Raw genomic sequence first — 24876 nt, forward strand, 5'->3', positions numbered from 1 at the left:
TTACGCGGTCGGTCCCGGATCGGTGCCCGGCGCCAGCATCAGTTCCTTGGCCATGGCGTCGTTAAAGGCCGGCAGGTCGTCGGGCTTGCGGCTGGTAACCAGGCGCGCATCGATGACGACCTCGTCATCGGTCCATTCGGCCCCGGCGTTGATCAGGTCCTTCTTCAGACTCGGCCAGCTGGTCATGTGCTTGGCGGTGGCGATGCCGGCATCGATCAGCGTCCAGGGACCGTGGCAGATGGCGCCGACCGGCTTGTCCTCGACGCTGAAACCGCGGATGAAATCGATCGCCTCGCGGCTCATGCGCAGGTTGTCCGGATTCGCCACGCCGCCCGGCAGCACCAGGGCATCGAAGTCGGTCGGGTTGGCGTCGCGCACGTTCATCTCGACCTTGAACTTGTCGCCCGGCTGCAGGTGATTAAAGCCCTGCACTTCCTCGCCGGCATCCTTCGGCGACAGCAGCACCACGGTGGCGCCGCGCTCCTCCAGATAGGACCGGGGGCTGGTGTATTCGATCTGCTCCACGCCGTCCGTCATCAGCATGGCGACGCGCTTGCCCTCCAGGGGCCTGCTCGAGACTTGTTCCATCATTTCCCCTCCGCCAATTCTTTCAGGATGGCCTGGTTGAAGGCCGGGATGTCGTCCGGTTTGCGGCTGGTGACCAGGCCGCCGTCGACCACCACCTGCTCGTCGGTCCATTCGGCGCCGGCGTTGCGCAAGTCGGTCTGCAGCGTCGGCCAGCTGGTCATGCGCCTGCCGGTGACGAGCTCGGCATCGATCAGGGTCCAGGGTCCGTGGCAGATCGCGGCGATCGGCTTGTTGCCCATGCCGAATTCGCGGATGAAGCCGATCGATTCCGCCGACAGGCGCAGCTGGTCCGGATTGGCCACACCGCCCGGCAGCACCAGCGCGTCGAAATCGCCTGGCTGGGCATCGCGCACGTTCATCTCGACCTTGAATTTGTCGCCGAGGTCCATGTGATTGAAGCCCTGGATCTCCTCGCCGGCGCCCTTCGGCGAGATCAGGGTCACCTGGGCGCCCTGCTCTTCGAGAAAGCCGCGCGGCCCCGTGTATTCGACTTGTTCGACGCCATCCGTCATCAGGATGGCCACGCGCTTGCCCTGCAGGGCCCGGCCCGCCTGTTGCGCATTCTGTTGCATGACACCTCCTTGTCATCGATAGTGTGATCGCTGTTGGAGGACGATTGTAGTTTTGCCCGCTACAGGGCGGCGCCAGCGTGCCGCAGGGAAGCGAAGCGCTTCAATCGAAGCCCAGCGCGTGCAGGCGCGCACGCAGGCGGCGCACCTCGTCGCTGAGGTCGACCACCAGCGCGGCCACGTCTTCGTTGGCGTCGAAGTCGCGCTCCACGCGCAGCAAGCTGCGGGCGCGCAGCAGGTCGCCGCTGCGGAAGCGCCATGCGGTTAATTGCACGCTGGCTTGGCCGCCGAGGATGCCGGCGTGTACCCGGCGCACCACCCAGTCGGGTTCGACACCGCAGGCGCGCGCCAGTTCCTCGAGCGTCAGGGCGGCATCGTCGACCAGGACGCCGCTCAGGATCGTCATCTCATGCATCGTCAGGCTCCTATGCGTTCACGCGGATTGAAGGCAAGTTCGCGCGCCATCTGTTCGTACAGCGCGCGCGCACGGTCGCTGGTGGCCGGCGGCAGCACCACGTCCAGGATCAGGTACAGGTCGCCCGGCTGCGACGAGGGGATGCCCCTGCCCTTCAGGCGCAGCTTGCGGCCGCTCTGCGAGCCCGGCGGCACGCTCACCTCGACCGCGCCGGATGGCGTCGGCACCGAAATGCTGGCGCCGAGCGCCGCTTCCCACGGCGCCACCGGCACGTTCTGGTAGACGCTGGCGCCCTCGACGCGGTAGCGCGCGTCCGGGTTGAACTGGATTTCCAGGAACAGGTCGCCCGGCCCGCCACCGCCCATGCCCGGATGGCCCTGGCCCGCCAGGCGCAGCTGCTGGCCCGGCGTAACGCCTTTCGGAATGTTCACGCTCAGGGTCTTTTCCTGTTGGCCGGCGCGCAGGGAGATGGTGCGCGTGGCGCCCTGGTAAGCGTCGCGCAGGTCGATGGAGATGGCGGCGTGGATGTCCTCGCCGCGCATCTGGAAACCGCCTCCGCCCATGCCGCCCATGCCGGCGCCGCCACGGCCGCGGCCCCGTCCCATGTGCGCGAACAGGTCGGCGAAGATGTCCTCGGCGCTGGCGCCGCCGCCGAAATCGTACTGCTGGCCCCAGTCCGGCGGCGGCTGGAAGTCCTGGCCGTGGCGCCGTCCCTGGCCGAGCGCGTCGTAGGCGGCGCGTTTCTCGGCGTCGCCCAGCACCTCGTAGGCCTCGTTGATTTCCTTGGTCTTTTCCGTTGCGTCCTTGTGCTTGCTGACGTCCGGGTGGTATTGCCGGACCAGCTTGCGGTAAGCCTTCTTGATGTCGTCGGCGGACGCGGTCCGTTCGACACCAAGTGTCTGGTAGTAGTCCTTGTATTCCACGAGCGTAGCTCCCGATGGATGGATTGGTTGGATAGCTCCGTATTTATGGGCTGAACTTGATAGTTCAACTACGCATGCACGGCGCGTACGACTGCTGATTTGGCACATCCCTGGCGCTGCCGTTTTGCCCAGAATGGGTAAGGCAACAGCCGCGCCATCGACCAGCTAGGCATAACTGCTGAGCAATGTTAAATTGGCAATTGGAACGTATTTACCTGGGGAGGGCGATATGAACAAGTGGGTCAAACGCACCAGCACCGCACTGGTCACGCTCGCCCTGCTGGGCGTGGCCGCGACCGTGGTCGGCAAGGCGATGGGCGAGCGCAAGATGGCGCGCAACGTGGTGCTGCAGGTGCGTCCGCTGGACGTGGTGCCCGACCCCGCCCGCATCGAGCATGGACGCTACCTCTACAACACGCGCGGCTGCGCCGAATGTCATGGCGCCGATGGCGCCGGCAAGACTGTCGTCAGGGATGGCGGCATGCTCGTGGTCGCGCCCAACATCACGGCCGGCGCCAACGGCACCACCGCGGCCTACCAGGTGGTCGACTGGGTGCGCACCGTGCGCCACGGCGTCAAGCCGAACGGCAACCCGGTCATGATGATGCCCAGCGAGGACTACAGCCGCTTCACCGACGAGGACATGGCGGCCCTGGTCGCCTACCTCCAGCAGATGCGCCCGGTGCCGGGCAACAAGGCCGTGATCGAGGTCTCGGCCCAGGTGAAGGCGCTGTACGCCTTCGGCATGATCCAGGATGCCTCCGAAAAGATCGACCACGCGCAGGGACCGGCCCGCGCGATCGCGGCCGCCGTCACGCCCGAGTATGGCGCCTATGTCGCCAATGCCTGCATCGGCTGTCACGGTGCGGCCCTCAGCGGCGGCAGGATTCCCGGCACGCCGCCGTCCTGGCCCGCCGCCTCCAACCTGACGCCCGGCAAGGGCAGCGCCATGGTGCGCTATCCGACACCGCAAGCCTTCATGGCCATGCTGCGCACCGGCCAGCGGCCGGACGGCAAGCCGATCAGTCCGGTCATGCCCTTCGCTTCGCTCAAGCAGATGAACGATACCGATGCGCAGGCTTTGTATGCCTACCTGAAAACGGTGCCGGCGCGCGAGGCTGGCCGACACTAGTCACGCGAGCACCATGCGTGGGCACGGCGCGCCCACCCTACAGTAGAATGATCGGTTTCCCCAGCAAACCGAGTCATGACGTCTACTGTTACCGCCGCGCACGTTTCATCCCCAGTCCGCACCGAGATCACGACCCTGTGGCGCCTCTCATGGCCGATGCTGGTTGGCCAGCTTGCGACCGTCGGCATGGGCGTGGCGGACGTGGCGATGACCGGCCACGTCAGCGCGGCCGAACTGGCCGCCGTCTCGCTCGGCACCTCGGTGTGGTCGATCGTGCTGGTGACCGTGATGGGCATCATGATGGCCGTGAACTCGGTGGTCTCGCACGAGATGGGCGCCGGGCGCTTCGACAGGATCTCGCACTCGGTGCGCGAATCGCTGTGGATGGGCCTGATCGTCGGCATTGGCGGCTGCATCGCCGCCAACCTGTGCACGCTGCTGTTCGACCATATCGGCCTGGAGCAGGCGGTGGCCGATCGCGCCAAGAATTTCCTGCACATCATCAGCCTCGGCATGCCGGCCTTCGCCTGCTACCGCGCGCTGTACGGCTACACGACCAGCATCAACCAGACCAAGCCGATCATGGTCATCGCCATCCTCGGCCTGCTGTACAACATCGTCGTCAACTACCTGTTCATCTTCGGCAGCTTCGGCTTTCCGAAGCTCGGCGCCCTCGGCTGCGCGGTGTCGACCGCTTCCGGCGTGTGGCTGATGCTGGCCGCGATGATCGGCTGGATCAAGGTGTCGAGCGCCTACCGCGCGACCTATCCGTTCACGCATTGGGAAGGCCCGAACTGGCCCGAGATCCGCAGCATGCTCAAGCTCGGCCTGCCGATCGGCGTGACCCACTTCGCCGAAGTCAGCGCCTTCGGCGTGGTCAGCCTGCTGGTCGCGCGCTTCGGCGTGGTGCAGGTGTCGGCGCACCAGGTTGCGCTGAACTTCATCTCGCTGGTGTTCATGGTGCCGCTGAGCTTTTCGATCGGCGCCCTGACCCGCGTCGGCCAGTCGATGGGCGAAGGCGACCCGGTCAAGGCACGCTTCGTGGCCTGGGTCGGCACCGGCATGTGCGTCTCGTTTGGCGCGCTGTCGGCGCTGGGCATTGCCCTGTTCCGCTGGCAGATCGCCGCGATGTACAGCTCGGACCCGGCGGTGCAGTCCACCTGCGCCACGCTGCTGCTGCTGGCCGCGATCTTCCAGCTGTCCGACTCGACCCAGGTCGCGGCGGCGTCCGCGATCCGCGGCTATAAAGTCACGCGTTCGCCGATGGTGATCCAGATGATCGCCTTCTGGGGCGTGGCCCTGCCGGTCGGCTGGATCCTGGGCTGGGCCCCAGCCTGGTTCCCGTGGTCGCCAGGCGCGCCGATGCAGGCCGCCGGCTTCTGGATCGGCCTGGTGCTGGGTCTGACCGTGGCGGCGGTGCTGCTGGCCTGGTCGCTCAACAATCTGTCGAAGCGGCGCATTCTCGAGGCCGGCGCCACCTGAGCGGCACCTGGGCCATCAATCGAACTCGAAGGACTGCCCGCCCACCGTCACCTTGCGCCGCCCTCCTGCACTGTCGACGCTGACGCGCGGACGCTTGCAACCGACATCCAGCAGCACCAGGAATTCGGCCGGCGCACCGCCATCGTTCTTCAGGTAGAACGCACCATGGTCCTCGGTGACGCCCTTCTTCGGCGCCGGCCCGGTCCACTTTTCGAAGGGCGCGTTGCCGTTCAGGTCGCGCAGGCAGACCGATTGGCGGCCAGTGCCGATCTTCACGCTGTCCGTGTCCTCGACCTTCATCATGCCGGGAGCGTGCACGTTGAACTCGTAGGTGTGCGGCGCCTTCGCCGCCAGCAGGTCGCGCACCACGAACGCGTTCGGGTCGTGCAGGTAGACGATCTGGCGCCTGGCCTGCGTCAGCTGGCCGCCATAGGCCGGCGTCGCATCCCCTTCCGCATAGTCGTAGTCCGGGCGCGCCGTGAATCTGGTGATGCGGCCATTGCGCAGCAGCTGTTCGCGGTAGCCGTCCACCAGCTGCCCCTTGCCGTCATCGAAGGTGATCGCATTCTGCGAGCGGGTCTGGTGATACCAGTCCTTCCAGCGCGGCGAGCCGTACCAGTCGTACCAGCCGGCCTTGACCAGCAGCGCTTTGCCGGCCACGTTCAGGAGCAGGCCGTTCTGGTCGCCGTGGCTGTGGTTGAAGGAGCCGTAGGTACTGGACTTGAAGTACAGCGCCGTGTCCTTGCTCGAGCCGATGTCGCTGTGCATCGCCACCCAGCCGATGCTCGGGAACCAGGCCGAGTTGGATGGCGGGATCTTGCGTTTGGTGCCGGCCACGGGCATCGGGTATGGCGCCTCGAGCACGGACAGCGCATCCTCGGTCGCCTTGAGCTTGCTCGCATACCAGGCGGCGCGCGGCGACACCATGCGGTTCGCCAGGGCGAGCAACACGCGCGGGTCGGGCTTGGTTTCGGAACCGTCGCCGAAGGCATGCACGGGGGCGCCCGGCGGGACGAACTGGATCAGGAAGTCCATGAAGCCCACCGTCCACGGCTTGGCGTAGAGGTTGACGCCGGTGGCCTGGCGGATCGGGTCCCATAAGGCGATCATATAGCCGGCTGCGTACTCGGCATAAGCGGTGCCGTTGGCGTAGCCGCCCTCTTGCCCCGACCACGGGTCCGGCATCGCGGCATGGGCCCGGAAGCTGAAGTCGAACCACTTCTGCGCCTCCGGCACCTCGCCGAGCGCCAAGGTCGAGATCAGCGCCATGTAGCCCAGCAGCGTATTGCCGTGCGGGTCGTACGGGTTCTGGTCCAGCCGTCCCTTGTCGGCGGCCAGGGTGTTGAACATCTCGTTGGCGCGCACGCGCACGATTTTCAACCAGCTTTCCTTGCGCTCGGCGTCCAGGTCGCCGGCCAGCAGGTCGACCGCCTTGACCAGGGACAGCGCGATCTGGCGCGTGGCCTGGTCCTGGTTGGTCTGGCTGGTCGGTCCCTGGGGGCTCAGCGCGGCCATCTGGTCGCCGCGCTTGAAGGCTTCCTTCAGGTAGACCGGATCCTTCTTCAGGCGCCACAGGATGGCTGCCGCTTCCAGCTGGCGCGAGGCTTCGTCGATGCCGTTCGCGACTTCCCGCTGCTGGGCGGCCATCGCCGCCGTCAGCGGTGCGTTCATCACGAGCGACCAGCGCTCGTCATCGAGGTCGGGTTCTTTCTGGATCTGCACCTTGACTTCGTTGACCAGGCGGCTGACGTATGGGTCCAGGTCCTTCCTTTTGGCGGCGCTCCAGCCAGCGTAGGCTGCGAACGACGCCGGCAGCGAGCGCGGCCGGGCATTCGCCAGGATACGCGCACGCAGCGTGGCATTGTCCGGCACCTCGAAGGCGGTCGACTTGGCCGTGATCGAGAACGCACGCGGCGTCGACCAGTCGTTCGAGCCGACCGGACGCACGCGCCAGGTATAGTCGCCCGGGGCCAGGGCTTTGGTCGGCAGGTACCAGTTGCGATCGACGGTGCTGCCGAGCGGCGTGCCGCCCGCCGGCACGATCTGGATCTCGTAGCGGGCCGCGCCGCTAGGGTGGCGGGCCCAGGTGAAGGTCGGCGGGTTCTGCAGCTGCACTTCACCCTTGGACGGATTGGCCCGGATGACAAGCGGATCGCTCACCTGCGCCCAGTCGGCACGCGCGCCGATCGGCCACAGCACCGACGACAGCAGCGCCGCAAGGGCGATGCCTTTCCCATGCAAACTCATGTCAATGTTTCCCGAAAGTCAACTCTGCCTTCCAGTGTACGGGAACTCGTCGGAGGCGAGCGCCACCTCGCAGCGCCGCTCACTGCTGGCGCGTCCGGCGTCGAGCAGGCGCATGACCGCGATGGCCTCTTCCGGCGGCACCGGGTTGGCCGCCCTGCCCCGGATCGCCTCCGCCAACTGCCGATAATACGCGGGATAGGCGCCGTTTTCAGTCGGCACCGCGATCCTGCGCGCTTCATCCTCCTGCCCGAGCATGGCGATGCCGTCTTCCGCATCGATGCCCCAAGCGGCATCGTCCGCGGGCGCCGGCAGCAGGCCTGCCTTCAGTGCCGCCTCCTGCGGATCGAGGCCCTGCTTGAGGTAGGTGCCGCGCGTGCCCTGCAGCAGCAGGCGCGGACGCGGCAAGGCCCCGAGCATGCTGGCCTGCAGGTCGACCCGCAAGCCGTCGGCATAGCGCAAGCGGGCGTGAAAGCTGTCGTCGGCGCCCGCGCCCGGGCGCACGGCCGCGATGTCGGCCTGGATCGCCAGCGGCGGGCCGAAGTAACACAGGGCCTCGTCCAGCAGATGCGGGCCGAGATCCATCCACAACCCGCCGCCGGCTTCCGCACGCTCTTTCCAGCGGTCGACGGGCTGCGGCCGGAAGCGGTCGTAGTGCATGGCGGCGTAGCGGATCTCGCCCAGCATGCCTGAGGCCAGCAGCTTGCTGGCGGTGCGCGTGGTGCTGTCCCAGCGGCGGTTGTGAAAGACGCTCAGCAGGCGGCCCCGTTGGCTGGCCAGCGCGGCCAGTTGCATGGCTTGCGCGGTATCGGCGGTGAAGGGCTTGTCGACCACCACGTGCTTGCCGGCTTCCAGTGCCGCCGTGGCGAGTTCGACGTGAGTCGCGTTCGGGCTGGCGACGACCACCAGATCGATATCTGCTTGCGCAATCAACTCATCGGCGCGCGAAAACACGACCGCATCGGCGCCGAGTGCCGCGCGCACCTTCCCGGCATCGCTGCTGGCGACGGCGGCGAGTTCGAGCCCAGGCGTTGCGCGGATCAAGGGCGCGTGGAAGGTTTTGCCGGCGTAGCCGAATCCGATTAAGCCCACCCGCAGCCGCTGTTCAATCATCCCTGTCCTCGTCGATATCCATGGTCAGTCAAGTGTAGTGCAAGCAGGCGGCCACCCACATATTTACAGCGCGCAAGGGCTTACTCTGGTATCGTCTCGGCCGTTGCACATAATTAATCTTTACCCGCGAGACAATCCATGCGCCTCCTTCTCTGCCTCCTGGCCGCCCTGTCGGCCGTTCCCGCATCCGCGGAACGCCTGACCCTGGACCGAATCCACGCCGACCCGGCGTTGTCCGGTCCCGGCGTGCGTAACCTGCGCGTATCGCCCGACGGCGAACGCGTCACCTTCCTGCGCGGCCGCGCCGACAACCAGTTCCAGCTGGATCTGTGGGAATACAATATGAAGGACAAGACCATGCGCCGCCTGGTCGACTCCAAGAAACTGGTCCCCACCGAGAACCTGTCGCTGGAAGAAAAGGCACGCCGCGAACGCGCGCGTACCGCCAGCCTGTCGGGCATCATCAACTACAGCTGGGCGCCGAGCGGCAAGCAGATCCTGGTGCCGATCGCCGGCGACCTCTACCTGGTCGACGCCGGCAACCCGGACAACGCGCGCAAGGTCGCCTCGGGCAACGTCGGCGATCCGAAGATCTCGCCAAAGGGCCGCTACGTCTCCTTCGTGCGCGACCAGAACCTGTTCGTGATCGACCTGTCGACCGGCAAGGAGCGCCAGCTGACCACCGATGGCAAGGGCACCGTGCACAACGGCGAGGCCGAATTCGTCGCGCAGGAAGAGATGGACCAGCACACCGGCTACTACTGGGCGCCGGACGATTCCGCGATCGCTTATCGCCGCTACGACGAGGCCCCGGTGCCGGTCGCGCGCCGCTTCGAGATCTTTGCCGACCGTACCGAAGTCATCGACCAGCACTACCCGGCCGCCGGCGACCCGAACGTCCTGATCGACCTGATGATCGTCGACCCGGCCACAGGCAGCCAGAAGAAAGTCGACCTCGGTCCCGAGAAGGATATCTACCTGGTGCGCGCCGACTGGAGCGCCGACGCCAAGACCCTGGTCTTCCAGCGCCAGACGCGCGACCAGAAGCGCCTGGACCTGGTGGCGGTCGACGCCGCCAGCCTGGCCCAGCGTCCGCTGCTGACCGAGACCTCGAAGACCTGGGTCGCGATCAACGACGACCTGCACTTCCTCAAGAAGCGCAAGGCCTTCATCTGGGCCTCGGAGCGCAGCGGCCGCAACCACCTGTACATGTTCGACCTGAACGGCAAGCTGATGTACCCGATCACCAGGGGTGAATGGGGCGTGGACAATATCCTGGCGATCGATGAAGACGCCGGCAAGGTCTACATCTCGTCGAACAAGGATGCGGTGATCGACAGGCAGACCTACGCGCTGAACCTGGACGGCAGCAATGCCGACAAGCCGGTGCGCATCACCAAGCAGGACGGCATCCACAGCGACACCTTCTCGCGCAACGGCAAGATTTTCGTCGACACCTTCTCCGATCCGAACACCCCGCCGCAAGTGTCGATCCGCAAGGCCGACGGTTCGCTGGTCGAGTGGATCGAGAAGAACGAGCTGAACGCCAACCACCCGTACGCCAAGTACCTGCCGGATCACCTGCCGACCGAGTTCGGCTCGATCAAGGCCAAGGATGGCCAGACGCTGTACTACTCGATGATCAAGCCGAGCGGCTTCAATCCGGCCAAGCGCTATCCGGTGTTCCTGTTCGTCTACGGCGGCCCGCACTCGCAGCAGGTCACCCGCGGCTGGGGCAACATGTTCAAGCAGTACATGGCGCAACAGGGCTTCGTGGTGTTCACGCTGGATAACCGCGGTTCCTCGCGCCGCGAGCGCCAGTTCACCGACGTCATCTACGGCGAACTCGGCAAGCACGAAGTCGAAGACCAGCTGACCGGCGTCGACTGGCTGGCCACGCAGAGCTTCGTCGATCCGAAGCGCGTCGGCGTGTTCGGCTGGAGCTATGGCGGCTTCATGACCCTGCGCCTGCTGGAAGCCGGCTCGGACAAGATCGCGATGGGCGTGTCGGTGGCTCCGGTGACCGACTGGGCGCTGTACGACACCCACTACACCGAGCAGTTCGTCGGCGCGACGCCGAAGAGCAATCCGGAAGCCTACAAGCAGAGCGGCGTGTTCGCGCATCTGGACGGTTTGAAGTCGCCGCTGCTGCTGGTGCACGGCATGGCCGACGACAACGTGCTGTTCACCAACAGCACGCGCCTGATCGACGCCCTGGTCAACCGCAACGTGCAGTTCGAACTGATGACCTACCCGGGCGCCAAGCACGGCATCTCCTCGCGCACCGGCCAGCGCCACGTGTACGGGATGATCGAGGCCTTCTTCAAGAAGAACCTGGGCGGGACCGACGCCAAGTAATTCGTAGGGTGGGCACGCTTGCCTGCCTTTTGTAGGGTGGGCTCTCCGAGCCCACGATAAAAAATAGCCGCTCACGATGAGCGGCTATTTTTTTGTGGCGACGATGCACGTGGGCTCGGAGAGCCCACCCTACCTGTTACTTGGTTGCGTCGTGAATCGTTTTCTGCGCATCGCCCAGCTTCTCCTGGGTCTTGCCTTCGACCTGGTTCTTCAGGCCTTTCACTTGCTGCTCCTCGCTGCCGACCAGTTTGCCTGCTTCTTCCTGGATCTTGCCGCCGATGTCTTTCAGTTTGCCTTCGACTTGGTTCGAGTTCATGGTGCTCTCCTTTCGTTGACTGTGGACTCAATGATAAGAAAGATTGATCGACGGCTCCGTTAGCGCACGCACATAGCTCTGCCGCGCGACTTGCGGCTCGCGTCGCTGTTAATCTTTTTTTCATGAGCGATCCGACCTCCCCTCCCAAACAACGCCACTTGATGCGCCGCTTCGCGCTGGTCGACGGCATGGCCGTGCTGTTCCTGGCGCTGGCGGCCGGCATCTATTACGCGGCCGACGCCCTGCTGCTGGTGTTCGGCTGCATCCTGTTCGCCATCCTGCTGTACGAGCTGAGCGCGAGGCTCGGCCGGCGCCTGCACATCAACCGCAAGCTGGCCCTGGCCATCGTGGTGGGTCTGTTGCTGCTGGTCATCGGCCTGGGCGGCTGGGCGATGGCGCCGCAAATCAGCGAGCAGTCGAACCAGCTGGCCCAGCAGCTGCCCGCCTCGGCCCAGCGCCTGCAGCAGATGGTCGAGCAACATCCGCTGCTCCAGCGCCTTGCCAAAGACCTGCCGCAGCCCAAGGAACTCATGCAATACCTGGGCAAGATGGTGCCGAACGCCGGGCTGTTCTTCGGCGGCGTGCTGGGCGCCATCGGCAATGTCGCCATCATCCTGTTCGTCGGCATCTATTTCGCGATCTCGCCGCAGCGCTACAAGGATGGCTTCATCCGCCTGGTGCCGCCGTCCAAGCGCGCACGCGCCGGCCAGGTGCTGGACGAGATCGGCGCCACCCTGGCGCGCTGGCTGCTGGGCACTTCCTGCTCGATGCTGATCGCCGGCATCGCGACAGCGATCGGCCTGACCCTGCTGGGCGTGCCGCTCGGGCTCATCCTCGGCATCATCGCCGGCCTGCTCGACTTCATCCCCTACCTCGGCCCCATCATGGCGGGCGTGCCGGCGGTGTTGATCGCGCTGTCGGTCGATCCACAGCTGGCCCTGTACACGGTGGCGCTGTTTGCCGGCATCCAGCTGGTGCAAGGCTATATCGTGCAGCCGCTGATCGATTCCTGGGCGGTCGAGATCGCACCGGCCCTGATCATCGTGATGCAACTGATCTTCGGCACCATCTTCGGCTTTGCCGGGATCGCGCTGGCGACGCCGATGACGGCCACGCTGATGGTGGCGATCAAGATGCTGTACGTGGAAGACATCCTCGGCGACCATGCCGATGACAAAGACAAGGACGAGGAAAAGAAGGACAGCTAGCCCGGCCTGCGTTTGCCGCCGGCGCCAGCCAGCCGCCGCGCCGCCTGCGCCGGCGGCATATCGCCCAGCGGCAGCAGCCCGGCCGTGCGCGCAAGCATGCGCACCAGCGTCGCTTCGCCCGTGCGCAGGCCACGCCCGCGCAATTGCGGCAGCGAGCGCACCGGCTCCGGCGCGATCTCCACCGCGGCGCGCACTAGCAGCCGCTGCAGCCAGCGCAGGGGTGCCGGCAGGATCGCGGCGTGCTCCATGATGCGCATGAAGTCGGCGAGGATGTTCGAGCCTTCCAGGCCCGGCGCGGTCGTCTCGAGCAGCGCCTGCCACTCCTTCCACGAAGCCGGCGCATCCACCGCACCGTACAGCCGCGCCGCCGCCTGGCCTTCGGCGAAGGCGGCATCCTTTTCCTGCGCCGACAAAGCGTGCACGTAGCGGTGATAGGCTTCGGTAAAACCGAAGGCTGCGGTCGCATGCACCCAGTCGAGCAGGCGCGGATCGTCGGCGCGGTAGGCCGTGCCGTCCGGCGTGGTGCCGGCCACGCGGCCGTGCATTCTGGTGACGTGGGCGATCATCTTTTCCGCCGCCGGGCGCGGGCCGTAGACGGTCATCATCGCCGCGAAACCGGTGCGGCGCAGACGGGTGACGGGATCGCGCTGGAAGCTGCTGTGGTCCCACACGCCCGAGCGCACCGAGGGTTCGGCCAGCTCGAGCAGCACCGCGGTCACGCCGCCGACGAACAGCGCGACCGGGTTGGCGAACACGCGCCAGGAGACACCGCCGGCAGGCGCCAGCGCCGGCTCGCCGGGCGGCTGGCTGAAATCGAAGTCCATGCCCGCGGGCGGTCGCATCAGGTTCTGCAGCGTGTCCAGCATCGCGATCGTCCCGGCAAACCTCAGTCGGACAGGCGGATGTCGGTCAGCTTCCAGTCGGCAAAGCCGTGGCGCTGCATGACGAGCGCCATCCTGTCGCTGCCGTCGCCGCCGTCCCGCTGAACGTGGAAGAGCACGGTGTCGGCGCCCTGGCGCTCGGTGCGCCAGACGGGCTGTTTGCGCTCGCCCGGCTCGCTCTGCGGCTGGTCCTCGCGCTGCCCGCCACGCTCGATGTTGAAGCGTCCTTCGCGCATCGCAAACATGATCGTCTCGGGCCGCACGGCCGCATCGATGACCGTGCCGATCACGGCATTCGCCAGCAGGCCGCCGAAGCCGCCTGCGCTACGCCCGCCGGCGCCGTCGATACGCTCGGCGAACTGTGCTTTCAGGCTGTCGCGCACCCGCGGAAAGTCGACGTGCTCGTTGAAACGCGCGGCGTCGGCGTTCAGCGCGGCTTCGCGCAGCGCGCGCACCGCCAGGTAGGGCGACCAGTACCAGTAAGCGGCGATGCCTGCGGCAATCGCGATGGCTGCAGCCGCCAGCAGCCTTTGTTGTAATCGATTCATGGGTGCATCTTAAAAGAAAACAGCCGCACAAGGCGGCTGTTTGGGAGGTACACGCTTAGGCAATGCAGATCAGCGGTTACCCTTGCCGACGATATCTTTCGCGTCGCCGACTTTCTCCTGCACTTTGCCTTCGACCTGTTTGTTCAGGCCTTTGGCTTGTTGCTCGCTGCTGCCAACGGCTTTGCCGACACCTTCTTGAATCTTGCCGCCAACGTCCTTGGCCTTGCCTTTGATCTGGTCCTCGTTCATATGGACACCTCCTTTCGGTTAGTTAACGAATCCTCGGCCCGCTGCGCATCCCATTCGGTGGACCGCCGAGATTGGTGGCGGTGTCGAGGTCCCGTCGATACCGTTCGGCTGTCGAGCGGTACGGGTCCATCTTGGGCCGATTGCCGGCCTGACTCTGTTCGCCGGTTAACGTAGTGGAATCATTTTCTTTCAGCGCGGTTTGCGCCAGACGCTGGCCAACCAGGGCTGCTGCTCGCGCGGCAAGCCCGCCGGGCGATAGTAATGGTGCAGCGGCATGAAGCCGGCGCCGGTCACGAAGGCTTCCCAGGCCGGATAGTCGTGGAAGCTGCCCCAGCGCGGGCCGTTCCAGCCCTCTTCGTTATGGCCGCGCGGATTCGAGCTGAACAGCACGCCGCCGGGCTTCAGGGCGGCATACAGCTCGCCCAGCACCTTGGGCAGCAGGCTGCGCGGCACGTGGAACAGCGAGGCGTTGGCATAGATGCCGTCGAACATTTCGTCCGGCAAGTCGAGGTCGAGGAAGTTCTGCAGCCAGACTTCGCAGCCGCTGTAGCTGGCCGCCATCTCGACGAATTTCTCGCTGCCGTCCAGGCCGATGGCGCGGTGGCCCAGCTTGCGGAAGGTCTTCAGGTCGCGGCCCGGCCCGCAGCCGAGGTCGAGGATGGTGAATGGCGCTTCAGCCTCGATCGCGTCCAGCAGGGCGGCGATGTTCTGGCTGACGTCGTGATCGATGGTGCCGGCAAAGAAGCGCGGCGCGTTGAGGTCGTAATGATGAAGGGTACGCGCGGCGATGTCCCTGAAGTCGTCGTACTGTGCCATGTAGGGATGCGGACGCAGCGTCCGGTTAATGTCGAGATATTGCTGCTTCATGGATCACCTGCAGTATGGATGCCAGGCCATTGATTCTAGGCCTGGCATCCAGTTCGCCGGTGTCCGTTACCTTTTAAAAACGATTACCAGACGCGAACGCGCTCTTCCGGCGCCAGGTAAAGCTTCTGGCCCGGCTGCACGTCGAAGGCCTTGTACCAGGCATCCAGGTTGCGCACGGTGGCGGCGCGGTACTGCGCCGGCGCGTGGCCGTCGGTCAGGATGCCGCGGCGCTCGGCGGCTTCGCGCGCCTTGTTGCGCCAGCTGTGCGCGTAGCCGAGGAAGAACTGGCGATCGCCCTCCTCCCCTGCCTTGGCGCCCGCTGCCGCCTTGTAGGCATCGAAGGCCGCGGCCAGGCCGGCCAGGTCGGCCAGGTTTTCCGACAGCGTCAACTGGCCGTTGACGGCGAGATCGCTGAACGGCTTGTAGCCGTTGTACTGTTCCACCAGCTTGCTCGATGCGTTCTTGAAATGCTCCGCATCCTGCTTGGTCCACCAGTCGCGCAGGCGGCCCTGGGCGTCGAATTGCGCGCCCTGGTCGTCGAAGCTGTGGCTGATCTCGTGGCCGATGATGGCGCCGATCGCCCCATAGTTGGTGGCGTCCGATGCCTTCGGATCGAAGAACGGCGGCTGCAGGATCGCGGCCGGGAAGTTCAGCGCGTTCTGCAGCGGCAGGTTGACGGCGTTGACCAGTTGCGGCGGCATCGACCATTCGGTGCGGTCCGGCTTGCGGTGCAGCTTGGCGATCTCCTGCGCGGTGTGGAATTCGTCGGCGCGCACGGCGTTGCCGAAGGCGTCGTCGAGCACGACCTTCAGGCCTTCGTAGGACTTCCACTTGTCCGGGTAGCCCACGCCCACGTAAAGGGTCTTCAGCTTTTCCTTGGCCTGGGCGCGGGTGGCCGGGGCCATCCAGTCCAGCTTGTCGACGCGCTTGCCGAAGGCATCGACGATGTTGGCGACCATCTGCTGCAGGCGCGCCTTGTTCTCGGCCGGGAAGTACCTGGCCACGTAGATCTTGCCGACCGCCTCGTCCATCGCTTCGTTGGTCGCGCCCAGCGCGCGCTTCCAGCGGACCGACTGCTGCGGCGTGCCGCTCAGCGACTTGCCGTAGAAATCGAAGCGCTGGTCGGCGAAGGCCTTCGGCAGCACATTGGCCATCTGGTTGATGCGGTGGAAGGCCAGGTAATCCTTCCAGGTCTGCAGGTCGGTCTTGTCGACCAGCGCCGCTTCGCCGATCACCGCCGACGGATGCCAGACGATGAACTTCTGCTGGTCGCCCAGCCTGGCGGCCTTGAAGAAGGCGTTCCAGTCCATGCCCGGGGCCTTGGACGCAAAGTCCTTCACGGTCCAGGTATTGTCGGCCTTCAGCACGTCGGCCGAATCGGCGCGGCTGGCGTGGGTGTTGGCGATGTCGACTTCGAGCGCGAACACCTTCGCCGCCTTGGCCTGGGCATCGGCGTCGCTGTAGCCGGCCAGCTTGAACATCGTCGCGATGTGCTGCTGGTACCTGGTGCGCAGGCCGGCCATGCGCTCGCTGTTGTCCAGGTAGTAGGCGCGGTCCGGCATGCCCAGGCCGCCCTGCAGCAGGTAGGGCATGTTGCGGGTGGTGTCGTGCAGGCCTTGCGCGACCCACAGGCCGAACACGTTCTCGGTGAAGAAGTCGGTGTTGTTCAGCGGGTCGACGTCGGCGCGGACCGATTCGCCCAGCGCGCGCGTCAGGCCGGCCTTGTCCTTGATGGCGGCGATCTTCGCCAGCATCGGCTTCAGGGACGCGACGCCCTTGCCTTCGATCGCGGCTTCGTTCATGTAGGTGCGGTAGTAGTCCGACACCTTGCGTGCCTCGCCGGACAGCTTCTTGTCGTTGGCGAGGTCTTCGATCATCTTGACGATGCGCTGGTTGGTCTCTTCCGCCAGCGCGCCCATCGCGCCCCAGGAGCTGCGGTCGGCCGGGATCTCGGTTTTCGCGAGCCAGTCGCCGTTGGCGTAGGCGAAGAAGTCGTCGCCCGGACGCAGGGTGGCGCTGGCCGCAGTTTGATTTCCCTGGGTCTCGGCCTTTGCCGCGTTCGCCTGCTGCGCCTGGCCTGGCATCGAGACGATGGCAGCGCCGCACAGGGCCAGTGCGATCGCGGTCTTGACGGCGCTGTTCATCTTGGTACGGCTGGTCTTCATGAACTTCCCTTCCTGTTGATTGATCGTCTTATTGTAGTACCTGACACTCATTTGAGCGCCTCGCTCAGTGCCTCCCGGACTTGCGGCAGCAGGCGTGCCTTCTGGGCCGCGCGCACGCGCACGCCGCTGGCGACCCGCTGCGCTTCGACCTGCGCATCCGCTTCGAAGTTCTTGCGTACGAAGTCTTCCATGCGCTCGGCGTCACGCACGTTCGAGGACGCGCCGACGATGCCCGGGAAGGCGCGGTTGCGGTTGACCGCATCCTGGGTCTTCATCAGCTGCTCGCGGTTGGCCACGGCGAAGTTCCAGGCCTGGTCGAGATGCGAGCGGCCCACGCCCTGCACGATGCCGGCCACCATGGTCGGCGGCGTGGTCGGTAGAAGCGCCATCTGCAGCACCTTGTCGGCCAGCGCAGGGTCCTGCACCTGGATCAGCGCGCCCAGCAGGCGCGAGCGCTCCTCGTTGTTCTGGGTCTGCTGCATGCGCCGGGCGATGGCGTCGAAGGTCTTCTCGTCGGCGTAGCGGCCGGCGGCCGAGGTCACGAAACCGATCATCGCCGGGCTGACGGAGGCCGGGTCGTCCAGCCAGCGCTGGAAGCGGCTGAGCGCCTGCGCGATCGCTTCCTCGTCGCCGCTTCTCGCCAGGGCGCCGGCCAGCAGTGCGCGCAGCTGGGCGTCCTCGGCGGTCTCGCCTGGCTTTTCATCCCAGCCGAGCTTGCTCAGTTTCGGCTTGGCGAAGCCGACGATGAAGCGGCGTACCAGCGGACGCTCCGGCTCGCCGCGCGCCAGGGCGTCCAGGAAGCCGAGGTTGCCGAGGACAGCTTCCCATACCGCCAGGCGCGGCTCGTCAGCCAGTTGCCCGGCCAGCTTCAGGTAAGCGTCGAGCGGTATGCTGCCTGCCGTGACCTGGGTCCAGGTGTCGTTCAGCAGCTTCAGTCGGGTGGCGTCCGGCAGGCGCGCGGCCTGGCTGGCCAGGGCGCCGAAGCTGGCGCGGTCGTACTGGATGCGGAAGTAGCCGACGCTGTGCGGGTCGACCACCAGCGTGCCTTCGCAACCGGGCAGCATCACGCGGGTGCTGGCGCCGGTGAGCAGCGTGGTCATGGTCTTGCCGTTGACGGTGCCGACCTGCAGCGGCACGTTCCACAAACGATTCTCCGTGGCCGGCTCGTCGAGGCGGAACTGCTGCTGGCTGAGGGTGACCTTGCGCTTGCCGTCGTCGCAGGTCTGCTCGACCTTGATGAGCGGGAAGCCGGGCTGGGTGGTCCAGTCCGAGGCCAGCTTGCCGACCGGCTTGCCTGACGCGCGTTCGAGCGCCGTCCACAAGTCGGCGGAGGTCGTGTTCGAGTACTGGTGTTTGGCCATGTAGGCGCGGATGCCCTTGCGGAAGGCATCTTCGCCCAGATAGGCTTCCAGCATGCGCAGGAAGGCCTGGCCCTTCTCGTAGGTGATGTCGTCGAAGGCGTCGGCGGCCTGGGCTTCGGTCTCGACCGGGGTCTGGATCGGGTGCGTGGTCTTGCGCGCGTCCAGGTTCATCACGCGTTCGCGGTCGCCGATGTTGGCCAGGTAGGGCCGCCACTCCGGGTGGAAGTGTTCGGTGGCCTTGGACGCCATCCAGGACGCGAAGCCTTCGTTCAGCCACAGGTTGTCCCACCAGGCCATGGTCACCAGGTTGCCGAACCACTGGTGCGCCATCTCGTGGGCGTTGACCGAGAAGGTCAGCTGCTTGATGTGTTCCGGACTGGTTTTCGGATCGTACAGCAGGGTGTTCTCGTTGTAGACGATGCCGCCCCAGTTCTCCATCGCGCCATTGAAGCCGTTCGGGATCGCGATCTGGTCGAGCTTGGCCAGCGGGTAAGGCACGCCGAAGTAATTGTTATAGAAGTGCAGCAGGTCGCGGCTGGCGTTCAGGGCGAACTGTCCCCTGTCCTTCTTGCCTTCGGTGGTGACGACGCCGATCTCGACCCCGTCCTGCTTCGTGCTGATGCGTTCGAACTCGCCGGCCGCCAGCACCACCAGGTAGCTCGGCATCTTCGGGGTGGACTTGAAGCTGATGCGCTGCTTGCCGCCGGCTATCTTCGCCTGCTTGTCGACCGGGGTATTCGAATAGGCGCTGAGGCCGGCCGGCAGGTCCACCGACAGGCGGAACCTGGCGCGGAAGGACGGCTCGTCCCAGGTCGGCAGCATGCGCCGCGCGTCGGTCGGCTCCATCGTGGTGGCGATCAGCTTCTTGTCCAGCTTGCCGGCCTGGTAGTTCACATAGAACAGGCCGCGCCCTTCGCGGTTGATCTTGCCGCGGAAGGCCAGTTCGAGGCGGTAGCGTCCCGGTCTCAAGGCTTGCGGGAGGGTGAAGCGCAGGGTTTCCTGTTGCTCGTCCAGGACCGGCGTCAGTTTCGCTGTCTCGATCCCCTTCCCGCTCAGGCTGGCGCTGTCGATTTCCAGCGCGGCGGCGTTCAGCATGATGGTCGAGGTCGGCCGGAGAACGTCGATCTCGACCGTTTCCGTGCCGCTGAAGGTATTCGCGGCGATGTCCGGCGCCAGGTGGGCAGCGTATTCGACCGGGATGACATCCTTGGGCAGCTTGCCTGGTGTCTTATCAAAAGAATATGGTGCTTCGGCGTGTGCGCCAATGGCGGCTAGGGCCAGCGCGGTGGCGCCGATGGCCTGGATTCGTCTCATGGACTCTCTCCCTTTCTCTCTCGTCTTGTTTTTGTCGGCGCTGTTCGCGCACCGATCCAGCTTGCACTATAAGCAAGAAGAGTAGCAAGGATGAAAGGATTGCGACGGACTGCAAAAAGCCGGGCTGGATTGCACAATCCGGGGAGTAGATCGCTTTCTGCCCGTCTGCTCTGTGCGCTGCCTCAAGGCAAAACCAGGCACAATCTTGTTATCGAAAAATTTTTTAAAAAAATCTTTCGAAAACCCTAAAGTTCCGAAAACCGGAGCCGATAACGACCCAGATCCCCGGCAATCCGGCCGGAATTACTGCTCCTGGTGCACCATGACGTCCAACGAAGTCCTCGCCATGTACGAAAACATCGCCGCCCTCAGCGGCCGCATGGCAGTTGCTGCCCGTGACGGCGACTTCGACGGTCTGGCACGGCTGGAAACCCAGGTGTCGCTGCAGGTCGGCGCCACCAAGTCGGGCGTGCCGCCACTGGAAGGCAGCCAGCGCCTGCGCAAGATCGACCTGCTCAAGCAGATCATGGCCAACGACCGCGCCGTGCGCGACGTGACCGAACCCTGGCATGGCCAGATCGAGCGGGCGATGAGCGCGCACTGATCCGCGTTCGATCCGCGATCAAAACCCCTGCGATGCAAGTCCCAGGGGTTTTTTGTTGGGCGCGCGGCGGCTAGGTGGGCTGGGCGGCTCTTGCCGTGTGATGCTGGGCGGCCAGCATCGCGCCCAGGTTGTTCTCGATCCAGCCCGCCAGCTCGCCCATCTTGGCGCTGATCTCTTCCCCCAGCGGCGTCAGCCGGTACTCGACGCGCGGCGGCGCCGCCGACTGCACGATGCGCTGCACAAAGCCGTCCTGCTCCAGCCAGACCAGGGTCTGGGCCAGCATCTTTTCGCTGATGCCGCCGACCCTGCGGCGCAGTTCGCCGAAGCGCTGGCCGCCATCGCCCAGCGCCACCAGCAGCAGCACGCCCCAGCGGCTGGTCACGTGCTTGAGTACTTCGCGCGAAGGGCAGTGTTCGGAAAACACATTGCCACGCAGGGCGTGGTCCGGGGGCGCATCGTTCATGGTCTCTCCTTGCCAATAATGACATCCTAAGCCATGTGGCCGAACCCAGCCGTCGCGCTGGCTTCAGCCGTGCGCGGACGATAGAAAACCCGCGAGGGACTGGCCGGCGCGGGTTTTTCGGGAATGGGGAGAGCGATCACCAGGCATCCCCTGGCGTCGCCTCTTGCCGGTTGCATCCGGCGTCCACCTGCCACTGTAGTCAGGCGAACCGCTTCCGGGGACAGGCGTTTCTTCAACGTTCATCCGGTTCCGCGCCACGCTATCGGTGGTGGCTGCGCCAGATCCTGAGCCGTTTTTTGTGGTCATTCAGATCACATGCGACTTAGTATAACGCAAATTTTTAGCTTGTGTAGACGAGTTTGTGCGCGGCTTTTCGAAACTTATTCCAGGGTCGGTTCGACCGCTTCCGTGGCCGGTGCTGCGGCCGTTTTGGCAGCGGACGCCGGCGCCGTTTTGCTGCGCGAGGCGAAGCTGTCGCGCACCCGGTCGATCAGGCGCGGACCGGCCGGGATGTCGACGTTGCGGACCGTACTGGCGCGCCGGCGCAGCAGCATCGCGGCGCTACCCAGTGCCAGCAGCAGGGCCGCGCCGGCGCCTATCCAGCCCCAGGGCAGGCTGCTCTCGGGCTCGGGCGGTGGGGCTTTGGGTTTGCGCGGCACCAGCGGCTTAATGGCGCTGATGGGCTTGGGGCCGGGCGGCTCGGGGGCGGCTTCGGGGGCTGGCGCGGGCGCGGACGTGGGTGCGGTTGCAGGGGACGCTGGTGTTGGGGTGGCCTCGGGTGCCACTGTTGGCGCCGCCGTTGGTGCTGCTGGTGCTGCTGGTGCTGCTGTGGGTGCGGACTTGGACGCCAGCGTCGCCGAGGCCACCGCCGGCGCTACGCCCAGCTTCGCCTGCAGCGACTTCACTTTGCCTTCCAGTGCGCCGATCTTCGCATTCAGCTCGGCAGTCTTGCCGTCGAGGGCGGCGCAGACCCCGGCCTGCTCGGCCTGTTGGCCTTGCTGGGTGCAGGCTGCCGGCGCCGCGCCGTGCGACGCGTGGATCGGCAGCGGCAGCGGTGCGGCGGCTTTCGGTGCCGCAGCTTTCGGCACCACAGCTTTCGGCGCCGCGTGCGCAGGCTCGACTGCCGGTTTGGCCTGGGCGCGCGCCTTCACCGGCAAGGCCTGCCTGCCGCCCTCTTCGTCCGCAGGACCGGCGATTGCCTGCTCGGGCTTGCGCACGGCTGCGGGCTTGCGCACCGGCGCCGGCAGCGCGGCCGGCGCAACGGTCGGCGCAACCAAGGGGGCAAGCACGCGCGCCGGCTCGGCACGCGCCACCACGGCCGCCACCGGTGCGGCTACCGGCGCCGGATTCGGGTCCGGCGTCAGCCACAGGGTGGCCAGGCGCACCGTACGCTGCCCCTTGTCCGTCAATTCCAGGTAGAGGTGCAGGTGTTCGCTGTCGACCGGGCGCAGCGAGGTCACGTGCAGGAACTGCCGCCCGTCGCGCCGCATCACCGACAGGTTCAGGTTCGCCAGCACTGGCGGCACGGCAATGCCGGCGCCGCGGTAGACCTCCGGGTTGGCCACACGCACGGCCACCGCCTGCGCGGGGTCGTCGAGCATGGTCAGCTCGATGTCGGCGACCAGCGGCTGCCCGATATGGGACGATACGCGGGCCTCGCCCAGTTCGGCCGCGTGCGCGGTGCCGAAAACGGCAAGGAAAACCAGCGTGGACAGGAAATGGCGGGAGCGGCGGAGCATATGTGTTCGGATTCGAAGCCTCACCGTCATTAACGGCCGTTGCGGTACACTCTTTAGTGATACTTCCCTACTAACAAAAAGTCAGGACAGTCTATGGAAAACAGGATCGAGAAGGACAGCTTCGGCCCGATCGAAGTGCCGAGCGGACAACTGTGGGGGGCGCAGACCCAGCGCTCCCTGCATCACTTCCACATTTCGAGCGAGAAGATGGCGCCGGAACTGGTCGCCGCCCTGGCCCAGGTCAAGCGCGCCGCCGCCGCCGTCAACCGCTCGCTCGGCAAGCTACCGCAGGACAAGGCCGACGCCATCATCCGCGCCGCCGACGAAGTGCTGGAAGGCCGCCATCCGGCCGAGTTCCCGCTGTCGGTCTGGCAGACCGGCTCCGGCACCCAGAGCAACATGAACATGAACGAGGTGCTGGCCAACCGCGCTTCCGAGCTGATGGGTGGCGAGCGCGGCGAAGCGCGCCTGCTGCATCCGAACGACCACGTGAACATGGGCCAGTCCTCGAACGACATGTTCCCGACCGCCATGCACGTGGCCGCCGCGGCCGCCGTCGCCAAGGACGTGCTGCCGGCGCTGGCCCAGCTGCGCGGCACCCTGACCATCAAGTCGCGCGACTTCGCGGACATCGTCAAGATCGGCCGCACCCACCTGCAGGACGCGACCCCGCTCACACTCGGCCAGGAATTTTCCGGCTATGTCGCCCAGCTCGAATTCGCCGAGCAGGCGCTTAAAAACGCCCTGCCCGGCCTGCTCCTGCTGGCAGCCGGCGGCACCGCGGTCGGCACCGGCCTGAATGCGCATCCGGAATTCGCCAACCGCATCGCGGCCGAGATTTCCTCGCGCACCGGTCTGCAATTCAAGAGCGCGCCGAACAAGTTCATGGCCCTGGCCGGCCACGACGCGATGGTGCAGGCGCACGGCGCCTTCAAGACCCTGGCCACGGCGCTGATGAAGATCGCCAACGACGTGCGCTGGATGGCTTCCGGCCCGCGTTCGGGCCTGGGCGAGATCACCATCCCCGAGAACGAGCCGGGCAGCTCGATCATGCCGGGCAAGGTCAATCCGACCCAATGCGAAGCGATGACGATGCTGTGCTGCCAGGTGTTCGGCAACGACGTCGCCATCACCGTCGGCGGCTCGATGGGCAATTTCGAGCTGAACGTGTTCAAACCGATGATCGCGCATAACTTCCTGCAGAGCGCGCGCCTGCTGGCCGACGGCATGCGTTCCTTCGACGAGCACTGCGCTCGCGGCATCGAGCCGAACCACAAGCGCATCGGCGAGCTGATGGAGCAGTCGCTGATGCTGGTGACCGCCCTGGCGCCCCATATCGGGTATGATCGCGCCGCGCAGATCGCCAAGACCGCCCAGCACGAAGGCCTGACCCTGCGGCAATCCGCACTGCGGTCCGGCTTCGTCAGCGAGGAACAGTTCGACCAGTGGATCGTGCCGATCGAGATGACGCGGCCGGATCCGGGCTGAGCTGAGCGCTTCACCGTCGTCCCCGCGCAGGCGGGGACCCAAGTTCTGTTAGCGTAGTCGAAACGCGTGCAAACTTGGGTCCCCGCCTGCGCGGGGACGACGTCTTTCGGCGCGGGGACGACGTCTTTGTCGGCCTCAACAGTACGACGCCGATTTTTAACCGAGGATAGAATGCAAACAACAACTTTTGAACTGACATCGGAGTTCATCGAACTCAACCAACTGCTCAAGCTCGTCGGCTTCGTCGACAGTGGCGGTGCCGGCAAGAACATGGTCGCCAGCGGTGCGGTGTCGGTCGACGGCAAGAAGGAACTGCGCAAGACAGCCAAGATCCGTGCCGGCCAGGTCGTAAGCGTGGGCGATGTGCGGATCAATGTCCGCTGAAATAGTTCCCGCCGCTTACATACCATAAGGCGCATCCCGCCGGATGCGCCTGCCGGGCGCACCCGATTAGCCGTCCCCGGCTGTAGGGGTGAGGTTTGCGCGCTGACAAACTTGGGCAGTCCCCCTTCTCTATATTGAAGACGTATTTCGGCTAAAGGTGAGGAAAATGGAAACCCCAGACCCAAGCTCCATGACGCAGCAGCGGCTGATTGGCGACCTGCGTCTCGTCATCGAAAACGCAGAAGAACTGCTCAAGAACACCGACCACTATACGGGCCTGGTGTATCAGAGTGCGCGCGCCAAGCTGGCCATGGCCCTGAACGCGGCCAACGAAGAACTGGTACGTTTCGAGGAGGAACAGCTGTCCCGGATGATCGAAGCCACCCGGGCCGCCAACGAACTGCACCACGACAAGACCGGCGAAGAACGCATCCTTCGCGCTTTCCAGTACCACTGACACTGGCA

The 24876-nt window shown here is 65.7% G+C and carries 23 protein-coding genes; 8 read left to right on the forward strand and 15 right to left on the reverse strand.

All coding sequences use genetic code 11. The annotated features are described in order from the left end of the window. The 4 genes from NX782_RS05820 to NX782_RS05835 form a co-directional block, all read right to left on the reverse strand. Positions 1–588: a type 1 glutamine amidotransferase domain-containing protein gene (locus NX782_RS05820; RefSeq protein ID WP_370661768.1), complete on the reverse strand. Its 588-nt coding sequence runs from the start codon at positions 586–588 to the stop codon at positions 1–3. Then, positions 588–1160, reverse strand: a complete 573-nt coding sequence (locus tag NX782_RS05825) for a type 1 glutamine amidotransferase domain-containing protein (protein WP_258844484.1) — start codon at positions 1158–1160, stop codon at positions 588–590. The genes NX782_RS05820 and NX782_RS05825 overlap by 1 nt, the downstream gene beginning before the upstream one ends. Positions 1161–1260: 100 nt before the next feature. Beyond that, on the reverse strand, positions 1261–1572 hold the full coding sequence (locus NX782_RS05830; RefSeq protein ID WP_258844485.1) for a chaperone modulator CbpM: 312 nt from the start codon (positions 1570–1572) through the stop codon (positions 1261–1263). A gap of 2 nt (positions 1573–1574) precedes the next feature. Next, positions 1575–2495 carry a DnaJ C-terminal domain-containing protein gene (locus NX782_RS05835; protein ID WP_258844486.1) on the reverse strand — a complete coding sequence of 307 codons (921 nt, stop codon included), beginning with the start codon at positions 2493–2495 and terminating at the stop codon, positions 1575–1577. A gap of 229 nt (positions 2496–2724) precedes the next feature. Between NX782_RS05835 and NX782_RS05840 the strand changes: the two genes are divergently transcribed. Both NX782_RS05840 and NX782_RS05845 read left to right on the forward strand, forming a co-directional pair. Next, positions 2725–3627, forward strand: a complete 903-nt coding sequence (locus tag NX782_RS05840) for a c-type cytochrome (RefSeq protein WP_258844487.1) — start codon at positions 2725–2727, stop codon at positions 3625–3627. 75 nt (positions 3628–3702) lie between these two features. After that, positions 3703–5109, forward strand: coding sequence for an MATE family efflux transporter (locus NX782_RS05845; protein ID WP_258844488.1), 1407 nt, complete (start codon positions 3703–3705; stop codon positions 5107–5109). Positions 5110–5124: 15 nt separating this feature from the next. On the opposite strand, the gene NX782_RS05850 is transcribed toward NX782_RS05845, so the two are convergent. Beyond that, a complete protein-coding gene (locus NX782_RS05850; RefSeq protein WP_258844489.1) occupies positions 5125–7356 on the reverse strand; it encodes a heparinase II/III domain-containing protein in 2232 nt (743 codons plus the stop codon). Positions 7357–7374: 18 nt separating this feature from the next. Beyond that, positions 7375–8466: an oxidoreductase gene (locus tag NX782_RS05855; protein ID WP_258844490.1), complete on the reverse strand. Its 1092-nt coding sequence runs from the start codon at positions 8464–8466 to the stop codon at positions 7375–7377. Between the two features lie 138 nt (positions 8467–8604). Here NX782_RS05855 and NX782_RS05860 point away from each other — a divergent pair, with 138 nt between their 5' ends. Then, the gene (locus NX782_RS05860) at positions 8605–10824 is read left to right on the forward strand and encodes a S9 family peptidase (RefSeq protein ID WP_258844491.1); all 2220 of its coding nucleotides are present in this window, start codon (positions 8605–8607) and stop codon (positions 10822–10824) included. Positions 10825–10960: 136 nt separating this feature from the next. Here NX782_RS05860 and NX782_RS05865 read toward each other — a convergent pair whose 3' ends face one another. Continuing rightward, complete coding sequence (locus NX782_RS05865; protein WP_258844492.1) at positions 10961–11140, reverse strand: CsbD family protein; 180 nt, start codon at positions 11138–11140, stop codon at positions 10961–10963. Positions 11141–11262: 122 nt separating this feature from the next. Between NX782_RS05865 and NX782_RS05870 the strand changes: the two genes are divergently transcribed. Beyond that, positions 11263–12348: an AI-2E family transporter gene (locus NX782_RS05870; RefSeq protein WP_258844493.1), complete on the forward strand. Its 1086-nt coding sequence runs from the start codon at positions 11263–11265 to the stop codon at positions 12346–12348. Here NX782_RS05870 and NX782_RS05875 read toward each other — a convergent pair. The 6 genes from NX782_RS05875 to NX782_RS05900 all read right to left on the reverse strand — a co-directional run bounded on the left by NX782_RS05875 (position 12345) and on the right by NX782_RS05900 (position 19733). Beyond that, positions 12345–13214 carry an oxygenase MpaB family protein gene (locus tag NX782_RS05875; RefSeq protein ID WP_258844494.1) on the reverse strand — a complete coding sequence of 290 codons (870 nt, stop codon included), beginning with the start codon at positions 13212–13214 and terminating at the stop codon, positions 12345–12347. The genes NX782_RS05870 and NX782_RS05875 overlap by 4 nt on opposite strands. Before the next feature lie 20 nt (positions 13215–13234). Further along, on the reverse strand, positions 13235–13777 hold the full coding sequence (locus NX782_RS05880) for a DUF2939 domain-containing protein (protein ID WP_258844495.1): 543 nt from the start codon (positions 13775–13777) through the stop codon (positions 13235–13237). A 69-nt stretch (positions 13778–13846) separates the two neighbouring features. Further along, positions 13847–14026, reverse strand: a complete 180-nt coding sequence (locus tag NX782_RS05885) for a CsbD family protein (RefSeq protein ID WP_258844496.1) — start codon at positions 14024–14026, stop codon at positions 13847–13849. A 189-nt stretch (positions 14027–14215) separates the two neighbouring features. After that, positions 14216–14842, reverse strand: a complete 627-nt coding sequence (locus tag NX782_RS05890) for a class I SAM-dependent methyltransferase (protein ID WP_258844676.1) — start codon at positions 14840–14842, stop codon at positions 14216–14218. Between the two features lie 134 nt (positions 14843–14976). Then, positions 14977–17058 carry a M13 family metallopeptidase gene (locus NX782_RS05895; protein ID WP_258844497.1) on the reverse strand — a complete coding sequence of 694 codons (2082 nt, stop codon included), beginning with the start codon at positions 17056–17058 and terminating at the stop codon, positions 14977–14979. Positions 17059–17105: 47 nt separating this feature from the next. Next, on the reverse strand, positions 17106–19733 hold the full coding sequence (locus NX782_RS05900; protein WP_258844498.1) for a M1 family metallopeptidase: 2628 nt from the start codon (positions 19731–19733) through the stop codon (positions 17106–17108). 322 nt (positions 19734–20055) lie between these two features. On the opposite strand from NX782_RS05900, the gene NX782_RS05905 reads away from it, so the two are divergent. After that, the gene (locus NX782_RS05905; RefSeq protein ID WP_258844499.1) at positions 20056–20337 is read left to right on the forward strand and encodes a flagellar protein FliT; all 282 of its coding nucleotides are present in this window, start codon (positions 20056–20058) and stop codon (positions 20335–20337) included. Between the two features lie 70 nt (positions 20338–20407). Here NX782_RS05905 and NX782_RS05910 read toward each other — a convergent pair whose 3' ends face one another. Both NX782_RS05910 and NX782_RS05915 read right to left on the reverse strand, forming a co-directional pair. Then, positions 20408–20800, reverse strand: a complete 393-nt coding sequence (locus NX782_RS05910; protein ID WP_258844500.1) for a winged helix-turn-helix transcriptional regulator — start codon at positions 20798–20800, stop codon at positions 20408–20410. Between the two features lie 380 nt (positions 20801–21180). Further along, positions 21181–22539, reverse strand: a complete 1359-nt coding sequence (locus NX782_RS05915) for a type IV pilus assembly protein FimV (RefSeq protein WP_258844501.1) — start codon at positions 22537–22539, stop codon at positions 21181–21183. Between the two features lie 93 nt (positions 22540–22632). On the opposite strand from NX782_RS05915, the gene fumC reads away from it, so the two are divergent. The 3 genes from fumC (at position 22633) to NX782_RS05930 (ending at position 24868) form a co-directional block, all read left to right on the forward strand. Next, positions 22633–24027 carry a class II fumarate hydratase gene (gene fumC / locus NX782_RS05920; RefSeq protein ID WP_258844502.1) on the forward strand — a complete coding sequence of 465 codons (1395 nt, stop codon included), beginning with the start codon at positions 22633–22635 and terminating at the stop codon, positions 24025–24027. Positions 24028–24198: 171 nt separating this feature from the next. Beyond that, the gene (locus tag NX782_RS05925; RefSeq protein WP_258844503.1) at positions 24199–24411 is read left to right on the forward strand and encodes an RNA-binding S4 domain-containing protein; all 213 of its coding nucleotides are present in this window, start codon (positions 24199–24201) and stop codon (positions 24409–24411) included. A 166-nt stretch (positions 24412–24577) separates the two neighbouring features. After that, positions 24578–24868 carry a DUF883 domain-containing protein gene (locus NX782_RS05930; protein ID WP_230027529.1) on the forward strand — a complete coding sequence of 97 codons (291 nt, stop codon included), beginning with the start codon at positions 24578–24580 and terminating at the stop codon, positions 24866–24868. Positions 24869–24876: the final 8 nt, after the last annotated feature.

This window comes from Massilia norwichensis (assembly GCF_024753245.1).
GTDB classification, from domain to species: Bacteria; Pseudomonadota; Gammaproteobacteria; order Burkholderiales; family Burkholderiaceae_D; genus Telluria; species Telluria norwichensis.